The organism is Pseudomonas sp. AN-B15, from assembly GCF_019056475.1.
GTDB classification, from domain to species: domain Bacteria; phylum Pseudomonadota; class Gammaproteobacteria; order Pseudomonadales; family Pseudomonadaceae; genus Aquipseudomonas; species Aquipseudomonas parakoreensis.
In genome coordinates this window covers 43,996-59,883 of sequence record NZ_CP049737.1, presented here as the reverse complement: position 1 = coordinate 59,883, position 15,888 = coordinate 43,996, and the positions used below count along the sequence as shown (strand labels likewise).

The following is a 15,888-nucleotide window of genomic DNA, read 5'->3' as shown; positions in this document are numbered from 1 at the left end:
CGGTTCGAACCCTGGGCGGTGCCCATATGTCACACGCCATACAAGGGATTATAAAAAGGATCAGCCATGAAAAATGCCGAAACCCCGACGGTGAAAGTGGTGCTCTATGGTGCCATGGCCAGCCTGGGCGGTGCGTTGATGGCTGAGTTGCTGCGACGCCAGCACGAAGTCATCACGATTCTCGACGATTTGAACGTACTCGCGCCACGTCCCGGCCTGCGCACCAAAAGCGGCGATTTGTTCGATGCCGAGCGGGTCAAGCAAAGCGTAGCGGGCAGCTCGGCAGTGATCTGTCTGCTGGACGCGCCGGGCTTGCCGTTCAGCAGCGACCATGTGGAAAGGTCCGTGGTGCTCGGGCCGGTGGAACAAGTGCTGGCGGTCGATGCGCTGGTCGACGGCCTGCAAGCGGCCAATGTTTCACGGCTGTTTCTGGTGGGGAATTTTGCCGTGCTCGACGAGCCGGAACTGGACGACGGCCTGCAACGCCACGCCGCCGAAGAAATCCGCGAAGCCCTGCAGAGCAGTCCGCTGCAGTGGACGCTGGTGAACGCACCTCATGGCGTGGCGGGGCTGACCATCGAGCATTTCAGCCAGGTCGGCGGCAATCTTGAGCCAGGGCTGGCGGAGCCGCTGGAGCGGCTGAACCGGGTCGCGGTGGGGATTGCCGATGAGCTGCGGCTGAACCTGCATGTCGGGCAGCATGTGAATTTTGTGGCGACGTCGGATACGTAAAAGATCGCAGCCTGCGGCAGCTCCTACAGAGAGTTGTTTTTGATGTTCAAACCGCAATCGACGGCAGCGCCACCCCGGCAAGGGATTCGGCGCTGCTGGCCTGCTCGGCCATCAACCAGTCGACAAACTGCTGAATCAACGCGCCCCGGCGTTTGCGTTGCGGCAGCACCACGTAATAACCCAGGCGCGACAACGTGGTCTCGGCGATCGGCCGACACAGCAAGCCTTGGCTCAGCAAGTTATCCACAAGGTGGCGCCAGCCGATGGCCACGCCTTGGCCGCCAATCGCCGCTTGAATCAACAGCGTGTAGTTGTCGAAGCGCAATTGCCCCGGTGCCGGCGGGGTGCTGATGCCCAGTTCGCGAAACAGCCCGCTCCAGTCAAACCAGTTGCTGCTGTTTTCCCCGCGCAGATGCAGCAGCGGAAACTCCAGCAACGCCTGGGCAGGCAAAGGCAGGGCGCGCTCCTTGAGCAGTTGCGGGCTGCACACCGGGAACACTTCTTCGCTGAACAGCCAATGGCTTTCGCCCTGTTTGAAGCGCCCGTCACCAAACAGGATCGCGACATCGATGTCGGTGCGCAGCATGTTGTGGCTGCGCTCGCTGGTGACCAGGCTGACATCGACGTTCGGATTGGCTTCATGGAAGCGGTGCAGGCGCGGCATCAGCCAATAGGCGGCGAAGGCGAAATCGGTGGCGACCTGCAATACCTCGTGTTGTTGCTGCGTGCTGATCGCACTCAATCCTGCGTCAATATGCTGCAAACCGAGCTGAACCTGCTCGAACAGGATCGCGCCGCCTTCGGTCAGTTCAATACCGCGATAGATCCGGTCAAACAGTCGTGCTCCCAGCTGTTCTTCCAGACGCTTGATCTGCTGGCTGATCGCTGGCTGCGTGGTGCCCAGCTCAACCGCCGCCGCAGTAAAACTGCGGTGACGGGCCGCCGCTTCGAAAGCGCGCAACAGGTCGAGAGACAAATTGCCGAGGGCTTCATACATAAGCTGTGCTTATCCTAGTCATTGTCCGGCGCGGGCTTTACCCGACAGAGCATGGACTCCATGCTCGATCGCAGCAATGTCGCATAACTATTCACTATGGAATGCCGCGATCACATGAAGCGCAAGAACATTCTTTTCATCATGGCCGATCAAATGGCCGCGCCAATGTTGCCGATCTACGGCCCGTCGCCGATCAAACTGCCGAATCTTTCGCGCCTCGCCGCCCAGGGCGTGGTATTCGATGCCGCTTACTGCAACAGCCCGCTGTGCGCGCCGTCGCGTTTCACCCTGGTCAGCGGCCAGCTGCCGAGCAAGATCGGCGCCTACGACAACGCCGCCGATTTCCCCGCTGACATTCCGACTTACGCCCACTACCTGCGCCGTCTCGGCTATCGCACCGCGCTGTCGGGCAAGATGCATTTCTGCGGCCCGGACCAATTGCACGGCTACGAAGAGCGTCTGACCAGCGACATCTACCCGGCCGACTACGGCTGGGCGGTGAACTGGGACGAACCGGACGTGCGCCCGAGCTGGTATCACAACATGTCGTCGGTATTGCAGGCCGGGCCGTGCGTGCGCACCAATCAGCTCGACTTCGACGAAGAGGTGGTGTTCAAGGCCCAGCAATACCTGTTCGATCACATCCGCGAGGACGGCGACCAACCGTTCTGCCTGACCGTGTCGATGACGCACCCACATGACCCGTACACCATTCCCAAGGCGTTCTGGGATTTGTACGACGACGCGGATATCCCGCTTCCGACGACGCCGGATCCACATTCCCTCGATCCACATTCGCAACGCCTGCTCAAGGTCTACGACCTGTGGGACAAGCCATTGCCTGTGGATAAAATCCGCGACGCGCGACGCGCATATTTCGGTGCTTGCAGCTATATCGACGCCAACGTCGGCAAACTCCTGAAAACCCTCGAAGATTGTAGGCTGATGGAAGACACTGTCATCGTCTTCTCCGGCGACCATGGCGACATGCTGGGAGAAAAGGGCCTCTGGTACAAAATGCATTGGTTCGAAATGGCCGCTCGCGTGCCCCTGTTGATAAGTGCACCCGGTCAGTTCAAACCGGGCCGTGTCACATCTGCCGTCTCCACTGCCGACCTGTTACCGACCTTCGTCGAACTGGCCGGCGGCAGCCTGGAACCGAATCTGCCGCTGGACGGCCGCTCCCTGGTGCCGCATCTGCAAGGGCAGGGCGGGCATGACGAAGTGTTCGGCGAATACATGGCCGAAGGCACGGTCAGCCCGCTGATGATGATTCGTCGTGGCGCGTACAAATTTATCTACAGTGAAAACGACCCGTGCCTACTCTTCGATGTGCACAACGACCCGCGTGAACTCGAAGAGCTCAGCCAGTCGCCGCAACATCGCCAACTGTTCGACGATTTTCTCGCCGAAGCGCGGGCCAAATGGGACATGCCGGCCATTCACCGCGAGGTCCTCGCCAGCCAGCGCCGTCGTCGTTTTGTCGCCGACGCCCTGACCATCGGCAAGCTGAAGAGCTGGGATCACCAGCCGCTGGTGGACGCCAGTCAGCAGTACATGCGCAACCACATCGACCTCGACGATCTGGAACGCAAGGCTCGTTATCCACAACCCTGCCAAAACCAATAATGTAAGGGGAAGTCCATGCGCAAGTTATCCACAGCACTGACGATAGGCCTGCTGGCTCTGGGCAGCGCGTCGGCATTTGCCGAGCAAAGCTGCGAAACGGTGAAAATGGCCGACCCGGGTTGGAGTGACATCGCCGCGACCAACGCCATCACCGGGTTTCTGCTGGACGGCATGGGCTACAAGGCCAAGGTCGACACCCTCGCGGTACCGATCACATTCGGCGGTCTGAAGGACGGCCAGGTGGATGTCTTTCTCGGCAACTGGATGCCGGCGCAGCAGGGCTTCTACGACAAGTTCGTCGCCACCGGTGACGTCACGCAACTGGCGAAGAACCTCGACGGCACCGAGTTCACCCTCGCTGTTCCGGATTACGTGTGGGACGCCGGTGTGCATAACTTTGCCGACCTGAACCAATACGCGGACAAATTCGACAAGAAAATCTACGGCATCGGTTCCGGCGCGCCCGCGAACATTTCGCTGCAGGAAATCATCAAGAAAAACGACTTCAACCTTGGTCAGTGGAAGCTGATCGAATCCAGCGAACAAGCGATGCTCGCCGAAGTCTCGCGGGCCGTGAAGAAGCAGAAATTCGTCACCTTCCTCGGCTGGACCCCGCACCCGATGAACGTGCAGCTGAAGATGCATTACCTCAAGGGCGGCGAGAAGTATTTCGGCGACACCGGCAGCGTCTACACCCTGACGCGCAAGGGCTACGCCGAGGCTTGCCCGAACGTGGGCAAGTTGCTGACCAACCTGTCGTTCACTCAGGACATGGAGAACAGCATCATGGCCGAGGTGGTGAACAAGAAAGTCAGCAATGCCGATGCGGTGAAGGCATGGATCAAGGCCAATCCGGCGGTGCTGGACAAGTGGCTGGAGGGGGTGAAGACCGTGGACGGCAAGGATGCTTTGCCAGCGGTGAAGGCCAAACTCTGATCCAGTCCAACCCGCTTCTTGTAGTGAGGGGATTTATCCCCGATGGGCCGCAAAGCGGCCCTTAAATCTGAATTCACGGTATGTCAGATCTACCGCGACTAGTGGATTCAGGGCTGCTTCGCAGCCCATCGGGGATAAATCCCCTCACCACAATGACCGTACTGTCCTGTTAGGCTTTACCTGAAACCCCAACCGCGAGGACCCATGGCCCTGCCCAGTCGCCACTCACTTTTCCCCTTCCTGACCTGGCTGCCGCGGCAAACCCGCGCCAGCGTCGGCCGGGATCTGGTCGTTGGCCTCAGCGGTGCCATTCTCGCGCTACCGCAGTCAATTGCCTACGCGCTGATCGCCGGCCTGCCCCCGGAATACGGCCTCTACGCCGCGATCATCCCGGTGCTGATCGCCTGTCTGTGGGGTTCGTCGTGGCATCTGATTTGCGGCCCAACCGCAGCGATCTCGATTGTGCTTTACGCCAGCGTCAGTCCCTTGGCCGTGCCCGCGTCGCAGGACTACATCACGCTGATTCTGCTGCTGACCTTCCTTGCGGGAATTTTTCAGTGGCTGCTGGGGTTGCTGCGCTTCGGCGCTTTGGTGAATTTTGTCTCGCATTCAGTGGTGCTCGGTTTCACCCTCGGCGCGGCAGTCGTGATTGCCATCGGCCAGTTACCCAATCTGCTGGGGCTGGATCTGCCGGCCAAAGCCACTGCGCTGGCCAGTCTGATGGATTTGTTGAACCACCTCAGGGCTGTGGATAAAGCCTCTTTGCTGCTCGGCCTGGCCACCGTGGTGGTTGGCGTGGTGCTGAAACAACTGCTGCCACGCTGGCCGACGTTGTTGATTACGTTGGTGTTGGCCAGCCTGCTGGTGTGGCTGTGGCCATCAATGTTCAGCCATGTACATCGGGTCAGCGCCTTTGTCGGGCGCTTGCCGCCGTTCAGTGGCTTGCCACTGGATCTGGACCTGATCCTGCGCTTGCTGCCGAGCGCGGTGGCGGTGGGCATGCTCGGGCTGGTCACCAGTCTGTCGATTGCCCGTTCGATTGCCGCGCGTTCGCAGCAGTTGCTCGATGCCAATCAGGAAGTCCGCGCGCAGGGTTTGTCGAACATCGTCGGGGCGTTCTTTTCCGGATCGCTGTCAGCCGGCTCGTTCACCCGCTCGGGCCTGAGTTACGAAGCGGGTGCCTGCTCGCCGCTGGCCGGGGTGTTTTCGGCGATCTGGGTCGCGCTGTTCGCGATTTTCGGCGCCGGGCTGATTTCGCACATTCCCATTCCCGCCATGGCCGGGAGCATTCTGCTGATTGCCTGGGGTTTGGTGGATCATCGCGGGATCCGCTCATTGCTTCGAGTCAGCCGCGCCGAGTTCGTGGTCATGGCGCTGACCTGCCTCGCTACGCTGCTGCTGGAATTGCAGACAGCAATCTATGCCGGAGTGCTGGCGTCGCTGTTCTTCTACCTCAAGCGCACCTCGCAACCGCGAGTGCAGCATTGGCGCGAGGGTGAGGAGGACGTGCTGCGGGTCGGCGGCTCGATCTTCTTTGGCGCCAGCCATTACCTGCAAATGCGCCTGCAGCGGCTGCACGGCACGCGGGTGGTGATCGAAGCGCAGCAGATCAACTTCATCGATTACTCGGGAGTGGAAATGCTGCATCAGGAGGCGCGGCGCCTGCTGCGTCAGGATCGCAGCCTGACCCTGCGCCGGGCGCGGCCGCAGGTGGTGGAGGAATTGCGCAAGCTGGAAGGGCCGGAGAAATGCCCGATCCGGTTTGAGGACTGACCTGCCGGCCATACCAGACCTCTGTGGCGAGGGAGCTTGCTCCCGCTGGCTGCGCAGCAGCCCAAAGCCGGTTGCGGGCGCTTCGCACCCGAGCGGGAGCAAGCTTGCTCGCCACAAAGACTCTGTTATTGCGCCAACTGGCGGCGTAGCTCGGCCAATACCGGCGCCGTATCCGGACGCACCCCGCGCCACAGGAAAAACGCCTCGGCAGCCTGTTCAGCCAGCATCCCCAGACCATCCATCGACACCGCCGCGCCATGCTCGCTGGCCCAACGGCAGAACGCGGTCGGTTCCTTGCCGTACATCATGTCGTAGCACAGGGTCTGGCCCGGCTCGATCAAGCTTGCTGCAATCGGCGGCACGTCGCCGGTGAGGCTGGCGGAGGTGGCATTGATGATCACGTCCACCGGCTCCTGCAACCAGTCGAAACCACTGGCCGACACTGGCCCCAGATCACAGAACAACTCCGCCAGCAGCTCGGCTTTGTCCACCGTCCGATTGGCGATGATCACCGATGCCGGTTTTTCCGCCAGCAATGGCTCCAGCGCGCCGCGCACCGCGCCGCCAGCGCCGAGCAACAAAATACGTTTACCGGTCAGGCTGAACCCGGCATTCACCGTCAGGTCACGCACCAGACCGGCGCCGTCGGTGTTGTCGCCCAGCAGCGAACCGTCGGCCAGTTTGCTCAACGTGTTCACCGCACCAGCGCGTTGTGCACGGGCGGTCAGGCTGTTCGCCAGACGATAGGCCTCTTCCTTGAACGGCACGGTGACGTTGGCGCCACGACCTTCCTGGAAGAACGCCGTGGCGCAGGCACTGAAGCCGTCCAGCGGCGCCAGCAGGGTGGTGTAGTCCAGGCGCTGCCCGGTCTGTTCGGCGAACAGTTTGTGAATCATCGGCGACTTGCTGTGGCCGATCGGGTTACCGAATACGACGTAACGATCCATCAACAGTCCTCAGGCCTGGGCCAACCAGTCGCGGTCTTGCAGGAAGTAGTCGGTCAGGCGCGCTTCCTCGCTGCCGGGCTCGGCTTTGAAGTCATAGGCCCAGCGCACTTGCGGCGGCAGCGACATGAGAATCGACTCGGTACGCCCGCCCGATTGCAGGCCGAACAGCGTGCCACGGTCGTAAACCAGGTTGAACTCGACGTAACGGCCACGGCGGAATTCCTGGAATTCACGCTGTTTGGCGCTGAACGCCTCGTGCTTGCGGCGCTGCACGATCGGCAGGTAAGCGTCGATGTAGGCGTCACCGATGGCGCGCATGAAGGCGAAACTGGTGTCGAAGTCCCACTCGTTAAGGTCATCGAAAAACAGGCCGCCGATGCCCCGCGGTTCGTGGCGATGCTTGATGTGGAAGTAGGTGTCGCACCACGCCTTGTAACGCGGATAGACGTCCGCCCCGAACGGCGCGCAGGCTTGCTCGGCGACGCGGTGCCAGTGGATGCAGTCTTCTTCGTTGCCGTAATACGGGGTCAGGTCGAAGCCGCCGCCGAACCACCAGACGGGTTCTTCACCTTCCTTCTCGGCGATGAAAAAGCGCACGTTAGCGTGGGACGTTGGCACATGTGGATTGTGCGGGTGAATCACCAGCGACACGCCGAGGGCTTCGAAACCGCGACCGGCCAGTTCCGGACGATGGGCGCTGGCCGACGGCGGCAGACCGCTGCCGAACACGTGGGAAAAGTTGACGCCACCCTTTTCGATTACCGCACCGTTCTCGATCACGCGGGTGCGGCCGCCACCACCGGCAGGCCGGCTCCAGGCGTCTTCAACGAAGCGCGTACCGCCGTCCTCGGTTTCCAGCGCGGCGCAGATGCGGTCTTGCAGGTCGAGCAGATAGGCCTTTACGGCGTCGGTGCGGGTCGTCATGGCTTCACCTTGAATCGGGCATAACTACGCGCACGCCCCGCAGGCAGGGGGCGGCGCAAATGGGCGCGTAGCATAACACCGCAGGCAAGCGTGCCGCAGTTGACGAAGATCAAGCAGGGGAGTTGGATAGGGGGCTTACAAACGACCCAAGGAGAGCAGGCAGATGGCAAAGCGTATCCAGTTCCGTGCCCATGGCGGTCCCGAAGTGCTCGAGTATGTTGACTACCAGCCCGCCGCGCCCGGCCCGAATCAGGTCCGGGTGGCCAACAAGGCGATCGGCCTGAACTTCATCGACACCTATTACCGCAGCGGTCTGTATGCCCCGCCAGCCTTGCCGTCCGGCCTGGGCGCGGAGGGTGCCGGCATCGTCGATGCGGTGGGCAGCGACGTCACCCGGTTCAAGGTCGGCGACCGCGTCGCCTACGGCAGCGGCCCGTTGGGTGCCTACAGCGATTTGCACACCCTGCCCGAAGCCAATCTGGTGAAGCTGCCCGACGAGATCAGCTTCGAGACCGCTGCCGGGGTCATGCTCAAGGGCCTCACCGTGCAGTATCTGCTGCGCCAGACCTATGAACTCAAGGGCGGCGAAACCATACTGTTCCACGCCGCTGCCGGGGGTGTCGGTTCGCTGGCCTGCCAATGGGCCAAAGCTCTGGGCGTGAAACTGATCGGTACGGTCAGCTCGAAGGAAAAAGCCGAACTGGCCAAGGCCAACGGCGCCTGGGCGACCATCGATTACAGCCACGAAAACGTGGCAGAGCGGGTGCTGGAGCTGACCAATGGCCAGAAAGTCCCGGTGGTGTACGACGGCGTCGGCAAGGACACCTGGCTGACCTCGCTCGACAGCGTCTCGCCGCGCGGACTGGTGGTGAGTTTCGGCAACGCCTCCGGTGCAGTGGACGGGGTCAATCTGGGGATTCTCGCGGCCAAGGGTTCGTTGTACGTGACCCGGCCAACCCTGGCGACCTACGCCAACAACGCCGAGAACCTGCAGCGCATGGCCGACGAGCTGTTCGAGATGATCATCAGCGGCAAGCTCAAGGTCGACATCAGCCAGCGCTATCCACTGGCTGATGCGGCGAAGGCGCAGACCGAACTGTCGGCGCGACGCACCACCGGCTCGACCATCCTGCTGCCCTGATCCACCTTCGGTGGCTTGCCAGTCAGGGTTGTAACGCCCTGGCTGGCAACACCGTTCGAACGCGTTCAACACCTCGGCAGATGACACTCCAACGGTTTCTGCACCAAATGGCCAACCGTCGCGTGATCCGGCGCTTGAACCGCCGCAAGGATTTGCCGCCATTCGGCTGACACCACCCAGTAATCGCCGCGTGCGCGCTGTTCGATGTGCAGCGCGTTGGAGGCGATCGGCATCAGCCCGAAACGCTGGTAAAAGCGCAACTGTTGCGATCTGCACAACGCGGTCACGCCCTTATAGCCGCGTTTGATGGCCCATTCGGTAGCGGCTGCCAACAAACCATTGACCGCGATGGGTAGCTGATGGGGGGTGTAGGAGATCAAGCGGCTGAATTCGACATGGCGCGACAGCGCCGCCGTGGGAGAAACGTGTTGCTGCGCCAGCGATACCCATTCGAACGGTGCCGGAGTCGCCCTCAATACCGCCAGCAGTTGATCGTGGCGATACAGCAGAAAGTGAGTACTGCGCGACTTTATCGCCAGTCTGGTTTCGAGCATCCGCGCCCGTGAAGTCAGCATGTAATGCTGTAGCCGAAGCCGAAATTGTCGATCGATAAACCGGTCGAACTCCTGAGTATCCGCCCCCGCCTCAAGCGTCACGATGCGACACCCGTCATGGTGACTTTTCAACGTCACCTGAAGCGCCCGCAGGTAATCCGTGAGTTGCAAATTCGTAGTGTCCATTCTTTCTCCGCAGACCTTAACTTATCGAAGTGTTTCAAGTGCAGGGAAAGGATGGTTGCTTTTGGCAATTCCGCCACGCCAGAAAATCTGATAATCAGGTGGGAAATATCAATGAATACGGACACTTGGCGACTTTTCCGACATGGAAAACAGCGTCATTGCAGGATGAATCGCAGGCACGCGTAGTCTTCCTCGCCATTCAGGCGAGGAAGACTTACGGTAAAGGTTTTCGACGCAGGATCAGTCGGGACGAATGACCTTGCCGGTTGCCAGATCGCGGATCACGCTGGGGTTCTTGCGCCCCCCCAGTTGGCCGCCGAGGATCAGATCGATCTGCCCACGGAAATACTGCTCGACGCGCAACCGCGTGCGCGCCGCCGGCCGCCCCTGCGGGTTGGCCGAAGTCGAGATCAACGGCCCGACCATCGAGCACAGATCCCGCACCTGCGGATGATCGCTGACCCGCAAAGCCACAGTGTCATGCACGCCCGTCACCCATTCCGGCAACAGGTTCTGATGCGGCACCAGCCAGGTGTTCGGCCCCGGCCAGGTGCTGGCCATGCGGTCGATCCACTCTTGCGGGAAATCTTCGAACAGGAAGTCGAACTGACGGATATTGTCGGCGACCAGGATCAGGCCCTTGTCCACCGAACGGTTCTTGATCGCCAGCAGCCGATCCACTGCCTCTTCGTTCCACGGGTCGCAACCCAGCCCCCAGACGGCTTCGGTTGGATAGGCAATCACCGCCCCGGCGCGAATCTCTCGTGCGGCTTGTTGCACACGCCAACTGTTAACCATGAAAAAACTCTCCGCAAACAGGTTTTGCGCAGTTTACCGATCTTCCCTGTAAAACCTAGCGTGTCCTGGCCAGCCAGCGACCGTTTTCACACACCGCACGGCCGTCCATTTCCAGTTCGGTCAGCGCCGCCAGCACTTTGGGCAACGTCCAGCCACAGCTGTCGGCCAAAGCCTCACTGGTGTGCGGCGCTGCATGCAGCAAGGCAAGCAACGGGTGTCCGGCCTCCGGCATCTCTGTGGATAAAGGCAGCTGCTGCCAGCCGCGCAGGGCTTCGAGGATGTGTTCGATGGTTTCCACCAGCACCGCACCGTCGCGGATCAACTGGTGACAACCACGCGCGCCGGGGTGGTGAATCGAGCCAGGAATCGCATAGACCTCGCGACCCTGTTCCGCCGCCAGTCGCGCGGTGATCAGCGAACCGCTGGCGACACTGGCCTCGACCACCAGCACGCCAAGGGACAGACCGCTGATGATCCGGTTGCGTCGGGGAAAATTGCTCGCCGTCGGGCCGGCATCCAGGGGAAACTCTGAAAGCACCGCGCTGCCGGAGGCGATCATTGCATCGGCAAGGCGTCGATTGCGCTGTGGATAAAATTTTTCCAGTCCCGTGCCAAGCACGCCGACGGTTTGTCCGCCGACGTCCAGCGCCGCTTGATGAGCCGCCGCATCGATACCCAGCGCCAGACCACTGGTGATGACAAAACCGGCCCCGGCCAGGCTACGGGAAAACGCTGCGGCGGTGTCCATGCCCGGACGTGAAGCGCGGCGACTGCCAACCATCGCCAGTTGCGGTTTTTCCAGAATCAGCGGATCGCCGGCCACAAACAACAGCGGTGGCGGGTCGGGAATCTGCGCCAGCAGCGCCGGGTAATCTGCTTGATCCCACATCAGCACATGCTGCTGCGGCTGCTCTAGCCAGCGCAACGCATGGCTCGCGCCATCACGCACTTCGCAACTGCGCCGAGCGTCACTGCACGCCGCCGGCAAACCCAGCGCACGCCAGGCACTGCCCGGCGCACTGATGGCTTTTGACGCCGAACCGAAGGCTTCAAGCAGCTTGGCAAAACGTTTCGGGCCGATTTCCGGCAAGCGGTGCAGGCGCAGACGCGCTTCCAGTTCCGCAGGGGAAATGGAGGTACTGGCAGACAGCATCATGGATCATCCTTGATCGTTATAAGTCCCGAACCATTCGGAACAAGCTGTGGATAACTCTGTTGGTAACTTGTTAAGCCTGCTAAGGATTTCGCACCTTGTCGAGCACCGCCAACGAGCGTGATGCGTTGAGTACGAGGCCGTAACTGAGCTTGTCGTAGGTGCGGAACACCATCAGCAGACCGGCCCGTTCGTCAGGAATTTTCAGCGGCTGGCCGGTGATCCGGTCACGCACGGTTTCCCCGGTTTTCATCACCACCAGCACATTGCCTTCGGCGAGGCCGTCGCGCCTGCCCTTGTTCAGGGTGACCACGTCCATTACGCCGATCTGCGTAACGCCGCGCGGCACGTCGATGATCAGTCCATTGATGTGGGTGCTCGGGGCGCTGGGCATGAAGGTCGAATTGACCGAGCGCTCTTCGCCGCTGAACAGGCGGTCGCCCAGACGCACTTCCTGAGTGGTGCGTTGCAGGGCGAGGGTGGCGACGTCGCCTTCGGTGGCGACGATTTCACCGCCACCGATATCGTCGGCGTTGATCCCCAGGAACTCCTTGGTCTGCGGGTCGGTATAGACCTTGCCCTGGCGGAAGATGCCGTACACCGGCTGGTTCGGGTCGAAATGCCCGCGAGCGAAGATTCGGTCACCGGTGCCGCTCAATACGCGCTCGGCATCGCCGGCGACGATGTACGGCGCCTTGTCGAAGTCCTCGACCTTGTCGACGATGCGGTTGCTCAGCAGAAAGCTGTTGATCGATTTCAGCGGAATGCTCGGAATGGCCTCGGCCACCGGGCTGGTGCGGATGCGTGGCGACAGCTTGATGGTGCCCCGTGACTCGCCGCGCTTGAGGGTCAGTTGCGGCTGGCCGTTGACGTAACTGAGCGTCAGCGTGTCGCCGGGGTAGATCAGGTTGGGGTTTTCAATTTGCGGATTGGCCCGCCACAGCTGTGGCCATTGCCAGGGCTCGCGCAGGTATTTGCCGGAAATGTCCCAGAGGGTGTCTCCCGAAACCACCGTGTATTGCTGTGGAAAACCATCCCTGAGTTGCACTTGCCCTTGCGCAGCCGCGGCCGTAGCCAGAAGCAGCAGGGCGAGTAGTGTTTTCCTCATGCAGCGAATCCCTTTATCATGTGCGTTCGCGTGAACCGTCAGAGCCCCCGTGGCTCGCTACTGCAAATTGCATTAGCTACGCTTCACAACGGTAGCCTGCATCTTCGGACCTGCCAGGCCATCGACCCGACTTTACTCAATACGTGCAGCAATCAGCCTATGGCCATTTTAAACATCCTCGAATTCCCGGACCCGCGTCTGCGTACTATCGCCAAGCCTGTGGCTGTAGTGGACGACGAAGTGCGTCAGTTGGTCGATGACATGTTTGAAACAATGTATGAAGCGCCGGGCATCGGCCTCGCCGCGACCCAGGTCAACGTGCACAAACGTATCGTCGTGATGGACCTTTCCGAAGACCGCACCGAACCCCGGGTGTTCATCAACCCCGAGTTCGAATCGCTGACCGACGAGATGGATCAATACCAGGAAGGCTGCCTGTCGGTGCCGGGTTTCTACGAAAACGTCGACCGCCCGCAGAAGGTCAAAATCAAGGCACTGGACCGCGATGGCCAGCCTTACGAACTGATCGCCGAAGGCTTGCTCGCGGTGTGCATCCAGCACGAGTGCGACCACCTCAATGGCAAGTTGTTCGTCGATTACCTGTCCACGCTCAAACGCGACCGGATCAAGAAGAAACTGGAAAAGCTGCACCGCCAGAACGCTTGATGCCCCTCTTCAAAGGCTTGCTGCGGCAAGCCTTTTTCTTTTTATGAGACTCCTTTCATGACTGAGCCACTGCGCATCGTTTTTGCCGGCACCCCGGAATTCGCCGCCGAACATCTCAAGGCCCTGCTGAACAGCCCTTACGAGATCGTTGCGGTCTACACCCAACCGGATCGTCCGGCCGGTCGTGGGCAAAAACTGATGCCGAGCCCGGTTAAGCAGTTGGCGCAGGAAAATAATATCCAGGTGTTGCAGCCGCCGACCCTGCGCAACGCTGAGGCTCAGGCAGAACTCGCCGCACTGAAGCCGGACTTGATGGTGGTGGTCGCCTACGGCCTGATCCTGCCGCAAGCCGTGCTGGATATTCCGCGCCTGGGCTGCATCAACAGCCACGCTTCGCTGCTGCCACGCTGGCGCGGTGCGGCGCCGATCCAGCGCGCCGTGGAACACGGTGATGCCGAAAGCGGCGTAACCGTGATGCGTATGGAAGCGGGCCTCGACACCGGACCGATGCTGCTCAAGGTCTTGACCCCGATCAGCGCCAACGACACCGGCGGCACGCTGCACGACCGCCTCGCCGAAATGGGCCCGCCCGCCGTGGTCCAGGCGATTGCCGGTCTGGCTGCCGGAACCCTCGAAGGCGAAGTGCAGAACGACAAGCTCGCCACTTATGCCCACAAACTGAACAAAGACGAAGCGCGTCTCGACTGGAGTCGTCCGGCGCTTGAGCTGGAGCGTCTGGTGCGTGCTTTCAACCCATGGCCGATTACCCACAGCACCCTCAACGGCGAAGCGCTGAAGGTATTGGCCGCGACGCTGGCTGAGGGCAAAGGCGCACCGGGTGAAATCCTCAGCGCCAGCAAGGACGGCCTGATCGTCGCCTGCGGTGAGCAGGCGTTGTGCCTGACCCGCCTGCAACTGCCCGGCGGCAAGGCGCTGAACTTCGCCGATCTGTTCAACAGCCGCCGCGAGAAATTTGCCGTCGGCACTGTGTTGGGTGCAGCGGTGGACGCGCAATGAACCCGCGTCTGGCCGCCGCCAAGGCACTCGCCGCCGTGCTCAGTGGCAAGGCGTCGTTGAACAGCTCCCTGCCAACGCAACTGGACAAGGTCGAAGACCGTGATCGCGGTTTCACCCAGGATCTGGCGTTCGGCACTGCGCGCTGGCAGCCACGGCTGTCGGCACTGGCGGAAAAGCTTTTGCAGAAGCCGTTCAAGGCTGCCGACGCCGATGTCGAGGCGCTGCTACTGGTCGGTCTCTATCAATTGCTCTACACCCGCGTGCCGCCGCACGCGGCGATCGGCGAAACCGTCGGTTGCGCCGACAAGCTGAAAAAGCCGTGGGCCAAGGGGTTGCTCAACGCCGTGCTGCGCAACGCCCAGCGCGAAAGCGAGACGATTTTCGCGGAACTTGAGCGCGACCCGGTGGTGCGCACCGCCCACCCGCGCTGGCTGCAAAAATCCCTGAAAGCCTTCTGGCCAGAACAGTGGGAAGCGATCTGCGCCGCGAACAACGCGCATCCGCCGATGATCCTCCGGGTCAACCGCCGGCATCACAGCCGCGACGCCTACCTCGGCATGCTCAGCGACGCCGACATCGCTGCCACGCCGTGTGTTTACAGCCGCGACGGCATCGTCCTCGAAGCCGCCACCGACGTGCGCAGCCTGCCGGGTTTTGCCGCAGGCTGGATCAGCGTGCAGGACGAAGCCGCGCAACTGGCCGCCGATCTGCTCGATCTGGCGCCGGGCCAACGGGTGCTCGACGCCTGCTGCGCCCCCGGTGGCAAAACCTGCCACATCCTCGAAGCCGAACCGGCGCTGGCCGGTGTGGTGGCCGTGGATCTGGAAGCCAAACGTCTGGTGCGCGTAAAGGAGAACCTTGATCGGCTGGGCCTGAGCGCCGAACTGATCGCCGCTGACGGACGCGATACCGCAGCATGGTGGGACGGCAAGCCGTTCCAGCGCATCCTGCTCGACGCGCCGTGCTCGGCCACCGGCGTGATCCGCCGCCATCCGGACATCAAGCTGACCCGTCAGGCCGACGACATCGCCGCCCTCGCGCAACTGCAAGGCGAGCTGCTCGACACCCTGTGGAAAACCCTCGAAGTCGGCGGCATTTTGCTCTACGCCACGTGCTCGACCTTGCCAACCGAGAACACCGACGTCATCGCCGCGTTTCTCGAGCGCACGCCGGGTGCCCGCGAACTGGATCTGGCGACCACCGCCGGGATCAAGCAGCCCCACGGTCGCCAATTGCTGGCCCAGCAGGGCGGGCATGACGGGTTCTACTACGCCAAGCTGATCAAGATCGCTGCCGCGCGCGGCTAAACGGATTCAACGGAGTGACT

15 protein-coding genes are annotated in these 15,888 nt (G+C 61.6%); 8 read left to right on the top strand and 7 right to left on the bottom strand.

All coding sequences use genetic code 11. From position 1 onward, the window contains the following. The first annotated feature begins 66 nt into the window (after positions 1–66). A complete protein-coding gene (locus tag GTQ41_RS00290) occupies positions 67–732 on the top strand; it encodes an NAD(P)-dependent oxidoreductase (RefSeq protein ID WP_041073642.1) in 666 nt (221 codons plus the stop codon). Between the two features lie 46 nt (positions 733–778). Here the strand turns inward: GTQ41_RS00290 and GTQ41_RS00285 are convergent, their stop codons facing one another. Then, a complete protein-coding gene (locus GTQ41_RS00285; RefSeq protein WP_047297437.1) occupies positions 779–1,729 on the bottom strand; it encodes a LysR family transcriptional regulator in 951 nt (316 codons plus the stop codon). A gap of 114 nt (positions 1,730–1,843) precedes the next feature. Here GTQ41_RS00285 and betC point away from each other — a divergent pair, with 114 nt between their 5' ends. The 3 genes from betC (at position 1,844) to GTQ41_RS00270 (ending at position 6,067) form a co-directional block, all read left to right on the top strand. Next, the gene (betC, locus tag GTQ41_RS00280) at positions 1,844–3,358 is read left to right on the top strand and encodes a choline-sulfatase (RefSeq protein ID WP_047297436.1); all 1,515 of its coding nucleotides are present in this window, start codon (positions 1,844–1,846) and stop codon (positions 3,356–3,358) included. Positions 3,359–3,373: 15 nt separating this feature from the next. Next, positions 3,374–4,294, top strand: coding sequence for a choline ABC transporter substrate-binding protein (gene choX, locus GTQ41_RS00275; RefSeq protein ID WP_047297435.1), 921 nt, complete (start codon positions 3,374–3,376; stop codon positions 4,292–4,294). 204 nt (positions 4,295–4,498) lie between these two features. Beyond that, positions 4,499–6,067, top strand: a complete 1,569-nt coding sequence (locus GTQ41_RS00270; protein ID WP_047297434.1) for a SulP family inorganic anion transporter — start codon at positions 4,499–4,501, stop codon at positions 6,065–6,067. Positions 6,068–6,192: 125 nt separating this feature from the next. On the opposite strand, the gene aroE is transcribed toward GTQ41_RS00270, so the two are convergent. Both aroE and hemF read right to left on the bottom strand, forming a co-directional pair. Further along, on the bottom strand, positions 6,193–7,014 hold the full coding sequence (aroE, locus tag GTQ41_RS00265) for a shikimate dehydrogenase (RefSeq protein WP_047297433.1): 822 nt from the start codon (positions 7,012–7,014) through the stop codon (positions 6,193–6,195). A 9-nt stretch (positions 7,015–7,023) separates the two neighbouring features. Then, positions 7,024–7,938, bottom strand: coding sequence for an oxygen-dependent coproporphyrinogen oxidase (gene hemF, locus GTQ41_RS00260; protein ID WP_041073630.1), 915 nt, complete (start codon positions 7,936–7,938; stop codon positions 7,024–7,026). Between the two features lie 163 nt (positions 7,939–8,101). Here hemF and GTQ41_RS00255 point away from each other — a divergent pair, with 163 nt between their 5' ends. After that, positions 8,102–9,079: an NADPH:quinone reductase gene (locus tag GTQ41_RS00255; protein ID WP_047297432.1), complete on the top strand. Its 978-nt coding sequence runs from the start codon at positions 8,102–8,104 to the stop codon at positions 9,077–9,079. 65 nt (positions 9,080–9,144) lie between these two features. Here GTQ41_RS00255 and GTQ41_RS00250 read toward each other — a convergent pair whose 3' ends face one another. The 4 genes from GTQ41_RS00250 to GTQ41_RS00235 form a co-directional block, all read right to left on the bottom strand. Then, on the bottom strand, positions 9,145–9,819 hold the full coding sequence (locus GTQ41_RS00250) for a hypothetical protein (protein WP_047297431.1): 675 nt from the start codon (positions 9,817–9,819) through the stop codon (positions 9,145–9,147). Between the two features lie 240 nt (positions 9,820–10,059). Further along, positions 10,060–10,617 carry an L-threonylcarbamoyladenylate synthase gene (locus GTQ41_RS00245; RefSeq protein WP_007962683.1) on the bottom strand — a complete coding sequence of 186 codons (558 nt, stop codon included), beginning with the start codon at positions 10,615–10,617 and terminating at the stop codon, positions 10,060–10,062. A 55-nt stretch (positions 10,618–10,672) separates the two neighbouring features. Further along, positions 10,673–11,773, bottom strand: a complete 1,101-nt coding sequence (gene dprA / locus GTQ41_RS00240) for a DNA-processing protein DprA (RefSeq protein WP_095667926.1) — start codon at positions 11,771–11,773, stop codon at positions 10,673–10,675. A gap of 79 nt (positions 11,774–11,852) precedes the next feature. Continuing rightward, the gene (locus tag GTQ41_RS00235; protein ID WP_047297429.1) at positions 11,853–12,878 is read right to left on the bottom strand and encodes a LysM peptidoglycan-binding domain-containing protein; all 1,026 of its coding nucleotides are present in this window, start codon (positions 12,876–12,878) and stop codon (positions 11,853–11,855) included. Between the two features lie 159 nt (positions 12,879–13,037). On the opposite strand from GTQ41_RS00235, the gene def reads away from it, so the two are divergent. The 3 genes from def to rsmB are packed head-to-tail and all read left to right on the top strand — an operon-like array spanning position 13,038 to position 15,868. Continuing rightward, positions 13,038–13,544 (top strand): peptide deformylase, encoded by a 507-nt coding sequence (gene def / locus GTQ41_RS00230; protein WP_027610272.1) that lies wholly within the window; start codon positions 13,038–13,040, stop codon positions 13,542–13,544. A gap of 57 nt (positions 13,545–13,601) precedes the next feature. Next, positions 13,602–14,561: a methionyl-tRNA formyltransferase gene (gene fmt / locus GTQ41_RS00225; protein WP_217325401.1), complete on the top strand. Its 960-nt coding sequence runs from the start codon at positions 13,602–13,604 to the stop codon at positions 14,559–14,561. Beyond that, the gene (gene rsmB / locus GTQ41_RS00220; RefSeq protein ID WP_047297427.1) at positions 14,558–15,868 is read left to right on the top strand and encodes a 16S rRNA (cytosine(967)-C(5))-methyltransferase RsmB; all 1,311 of its coding nucleotides are present in this window, start codon (positions 14,558–14,560) and stop codon (positions 15,866–15,868) included. Before fmt ends, rsmB begins: the two co-directional genes overlap by 4 nt. The last annotated feature ends 20 nt before the right edge of the window (positions 15,869–15,888 follow it).